Origin of the sequence: Streptomyces sp. OfavH-34-F, assembly GCF_022347745.1 — a bacterium.
Lineage (GTDB): Bacteria > Actinomycetota > Actinomycetes > Streptomycetales > Streptomycetaceae > Streptomyces.
The window spans coordinates 1-4,088 of sequence record NZ_JAKRGC010000439.1 but is presented as its reverse complement, the minus strand read 5'-3'; the positions used below and the strand labels follow the sequence as shown (position 1 = coordinate 4,088).

General features: G+C 76.2%; 2 protein-coding genes. Both read left to right on the top strand.

Features of this window, described 5'->3' with window-relative positions; translation table 11 throughout:
- Window positions 1–3,047: DNA polymerase III subunit alpha (locus MHW47_RS32840; protein ID WP_239227494.1), on the top strand; the 3,047-nt coding region annotated here is incomplete at its 5' end.
- Window positions 3,044–4,087 (top strand): hypothetical protein, encoded by a 1,044-nt coding sequence (locus tag MHW47_RS32835; protein ID WP_239227493.1) that lies wholly within the window; start codon window positions 3,044–3,046, stop codon window positions 4,085–4,087. The genes MHW47_RS32840 and MHW47_RS32835, both read left to right, overlap by 4 nt.
- The last annotated feature ends 1 nt before the right edge of the window (window position 4,088 follow it).

Genomic DNA, 4,088 nt, shown 5'->3' with positions numbered 1-4,088 from the left:
TGCTCGGACCCGCCTCCGACGTGGGCCGCGCCCTGTCGGCCGGCCGCCCCGACCTGGCCGCCGCCCTCCTCGCCCCCTGGCGCGAGCGGTACGGCGACGCCCTGCGGCTCGAAGCCGTCCACCACGGACGCGCCGGCACCGGACCCGGCTCGCTGCGGCTCGCCGCCCGTACCGTCGGCCTCGCCGCCGAGCAGGGCGTACGGGCCGTGCTGACCAACGCCGTCCGGTACGCCGACCCCGGCCAGGGCCCGGTCGCCGACGTGCTCGACGCCGCCCGCCGGCTCGTCCCCGTCGATCCGCGCCGCGCCCCGCTGGACAGCGGTGAGCGGTGGCTCAAGGACGCCCGGGTGATGGCGGAGGCCGCCGAGCGGATCACCGCCGCCGCCGGACTCGGCGCCGGAGCCGGGGCGCGGCTGCTCGCCGAGACCCGGCACACCGCCGACGCCTGCGCCGTGGACCCCGAGGGCGACATCGGCCTCGGCTCCGTCCGCTTCCCCGAGCCCCGGCTCGTCGGCGCCGACCGGCGTACCGCCCAGCGGGTGCTGGCCTCGCGCGCCGCCGCCGGCATGGTGCTGCGCGGCTACGACCGCAGGCGGGAGTACTGGGACCGGATGCACCACGAGCTGGACATCATCGCCCACCACGGCTTCGCCTCGTACTTCCTGACGGTCGCCCAGGTGGTCGACGACGTGCGCGCGATGAGGGTCCGGGTGGCCGCCCGCGGCTCCGGGGCCGGTTCGCTGGTCAACCACCTCCTGGGCATCGCCCACGCCGACCCGGTCGAGCACGGGCTGCTGATGGAGCGCTTCCTGTCCAAGCGGCGCTTCGTGCTGCCCGACATCGACATCGACGTCGAATCGGCCCGCCGCCTCGACGTCTACCGCGCGATCATCGACCGCTTCGGCGCCGAGCGGGTCGCCACCGTCGCCATGCCCGAGACCTACCGGGTGCGCCACGCCATCCGCGACGTCGGCGCCGCGCTCTCCATGAACCCGGCCGAGACCGACCGGCTCGCCAAGGCGTTCCCGCACATCCGGGCCCGCGACGCCCGCGCGGCCATGGAGGAACTGCCCGAACTGCGCGAGGTGGCCCGGACCAGGGAGACGTACGGGAGGCTGTGGGAGCTGGTGGAGGCGCTGGACGCGCTGCCGCGCGGGGTCGCCATGCACCCGTGCGGGGTCCTCCTCTCGGACTCCTCGCTGATGTCCCGTACCCCCGTCGTGCCCACCAGCGGCGAGGGCTTCCCGATGTCCCAGTTCGACAAGGACGACGTGGAGCACCTCGGGCTGCTCAAGCTCGACGTGCTGGGCGTACGGATGCAGTCGGCGATGGCGCACGCGGTCGCCGAGGTGAAGCGCGCCTCGGGGCGCGAGGTGGACCTGGACGCCGTGGCGCCCGGCGACCCGCGCACGTACCGGCTGATCAGGACGGCCGAGACGCTGGGCTGCTTCCAGATCGAGTCGCCCGGCCAGCGGGACCTGGTCGGCCGGCTCCAGCCGGAGAACTTCCACGACCTGGTGGTCGACATCTCGCTGTTCCGCCCCGGCCCGGTCTCCGCCGACATGGTCCGCCCGTTCATCGAGGCCCGGCACGGCCGTGCCCCGGTCCGCTACCCGCACCCCGACCTGGAGGAACCGCTGCGCGAGACGTACGGCGTGGTGGTCTTCCACGAACAGGTCATCCAGATCGTCGACATCATGACCGGCTGCGGCCGCGACGAGGCCGACCGGGTCAGGCGCGGGCTCTCCGACCCCGAGTCGCAGGGCCGGATCAGGGTCTGGTTCGCCCAGCACGCGGCGGCCCGCGGGTACGGGGCCGAGGTCGTCGCCCGCGCCTGGGAGATCATCGAGGCGTTCGGCAGCTACGGCTTCTGCAAGGCGCACGCGGTGGCCTTCGCGGTGCCCACGTACCAGTCGGCCTGGCTGAAGGCCCACCACCCGGCGGCCTTCTACGCCGGACTACTCACCCACGACCCCGGCATGTACCCGAAGCGGCTGCTGCTCGCCGACGCCCGGCGGCGCGGGGTTCCGGTGCTGCCCCTGGACGTGAACCGGTCGGCGGCCGCCCATCGAATCGAACTGGTGTCTGATGAGAGGGCGGAGGAGAAGCGCTGGGGGCTGCGGCTGGCGCTCTCGGACGTGCACGGGATCAGCGAGGCCGAGACCGCCCGGATCGAGGCCGGGCAGCCCTACGGCTCCCTGCTGGACTTCTGGCAGCGGGCCCGCCCCGGCCGCCCGGCCGCCGAACGGCTGGCACGGGTCGGCGCGCTGGACGCGTTCGGCGCCAACCGCCGCGACCTGCTGCTGCACCTGTCCGAACTGCACCGCGCCCAGCGGGGGCCGGGCGCCGGCTCCGGCGCGCAGCTCCCGCTCGACGGCGGCCACCGCACCGCGCCGGTCGGCCTGCCCGACCTCAACGAGGCGGAGCGGCTCAGCGCCGAACTGGGCGTGCTGAGCATGGACGTCTCCCGCCATCTGATGAGCGATCACCACGCCTTCCTCAAGGAGCTGGGCGCGGTGTCGGCCAAGCGGCTGCGCGAGGCCCGGCACGGCGAGACGGTGCTGGTCGCGGGCGCCAAGGCGGCGACCCAGACCCCGCCCGTCCGCTCCGGCCGGCGGGTCGTCTTCACCACCCTGGACGACGGCACGGGCCTGGTCGACCTGGCCTTCTTCGACGACAGCCACGCCGCCTGCGCGCACACCGTCTTCCACTCCTGGCTGCTGCTGGTGCGCGGGGTGGTGCAGCGGCGCGGGTCCCGCAGCCTGAGCGTCGTCGGCGCGGCCGCCTGGGACCTCGCGGAGCTGGCCGAACTGCGGCGCACCGGCGGGCTCGACGCGGTCGCGGCCCGGCTGGCCCGGGTGCCCGAGCCCGAACCCGGGTCCGGTCCCGGAACCGGCGAGGACCCGGCGCCGGACGGCGACGGCGGCCGCCGCATCCGGATGCCCACCGGTTACGAGATGAACCCGTGGGCCGACCTCAAGCCGGCGGGCGAGGGGCTGCCCACCGGCCGGAAGCTGTGGCACCGGAGCCCGGGGAGCGCGGGATGAGCGAGGAGCACGGGACGGCCGGGGAGCACGGGAGCCCCGCCGCCGACGGGCGGCCCGGCATCCTCTGCCTGCGGTTCCGCCGGATCGACGGCGGCCCCCCGGACGCCGCCGGGTACGCGGGGCTGCTCGCCCTGCTCGGCTCGCTCACCCCGCTCGTGGAGGCGGCCCCGCCGGACGGGGCGCTGGCCGATGTGCGCGGCGCGCTGCGCTACTTCGGGCGGGACGTCCAGGGCCTGGCCTCGGTGATCCGGGTCCGCGCGCTGGCCCTGCACGGGGTGGACTGCGCGATCGGGGCCGCCCAGAACCCGATGCTGGCCCGGATGGCGCTGCGGCGGGCGGCGCCCGGGACGACCTTCGTGGTGCCCGAGGGCGGGGTGGCCGGCTTCCTCGCGGACCGGCCGGCCGCCGCGCTGGACGGCGTCGGGCCGGCGACGGCCCGCACGCTGTGCGGCTACGGGCTCGACTCCGTCGGCCGAATCGCCGCCGCCCCGCTCGCCACCCTCCAGCGGATCACCGGGGCGCGGGCCGGGCGCGAGCTGTGGGAGCGGGCGCACGGCATCGACCGCAGCGCCGTCGTGCCGAACGCCGCCGCCCGCGCGGTCGCCGCCGAACGCACCTTCCCGCGCGACGAGCTGGACCGGGAGCGGCAGCGCGGCGCGCTCATGTCGCTCACCGAGGAGCTGGGCGCGCGGATGCGCGGGGAGGGGCAGGTGTGCCGTTCGCTCGCGGTCTCGGTGCGCTACGCCGACCGGACCGGCTACGCGACGCTGACCCGGAGCCGTACGCTCCGCGAACCCACCGCGCACTCCGCGGAGCTGACCGCGCTCGCGTACCGCATCCATGACTCGTTCGCCCTCCAGCGGGCCAGGGTGCGCGGGATCGGGGTGCGCGCCGAGGGGCTGGGCGAGGCCGAACGGGCCGCCCGGCAGCTGAGCCTCGACCCGGTGGACGAGCGGGCCCGGCGGATCGAGGCGGTCGCGGACCGGCTGCGGGAGCGGTTCGGCCCGCGCGCGGTGATGCCGGGGCGGCTGGCGGCCTGAG

Excerpts from the sequence above, each read along its gene's own strand:
- MHW47_RS32835 (WP_239227493.1), top strand. The coding sequence starts at position 3,044 with ATGAGCGAGGAGCACGGGACGGCCGGGGAGCACGGGAGCCCCGCCGCC.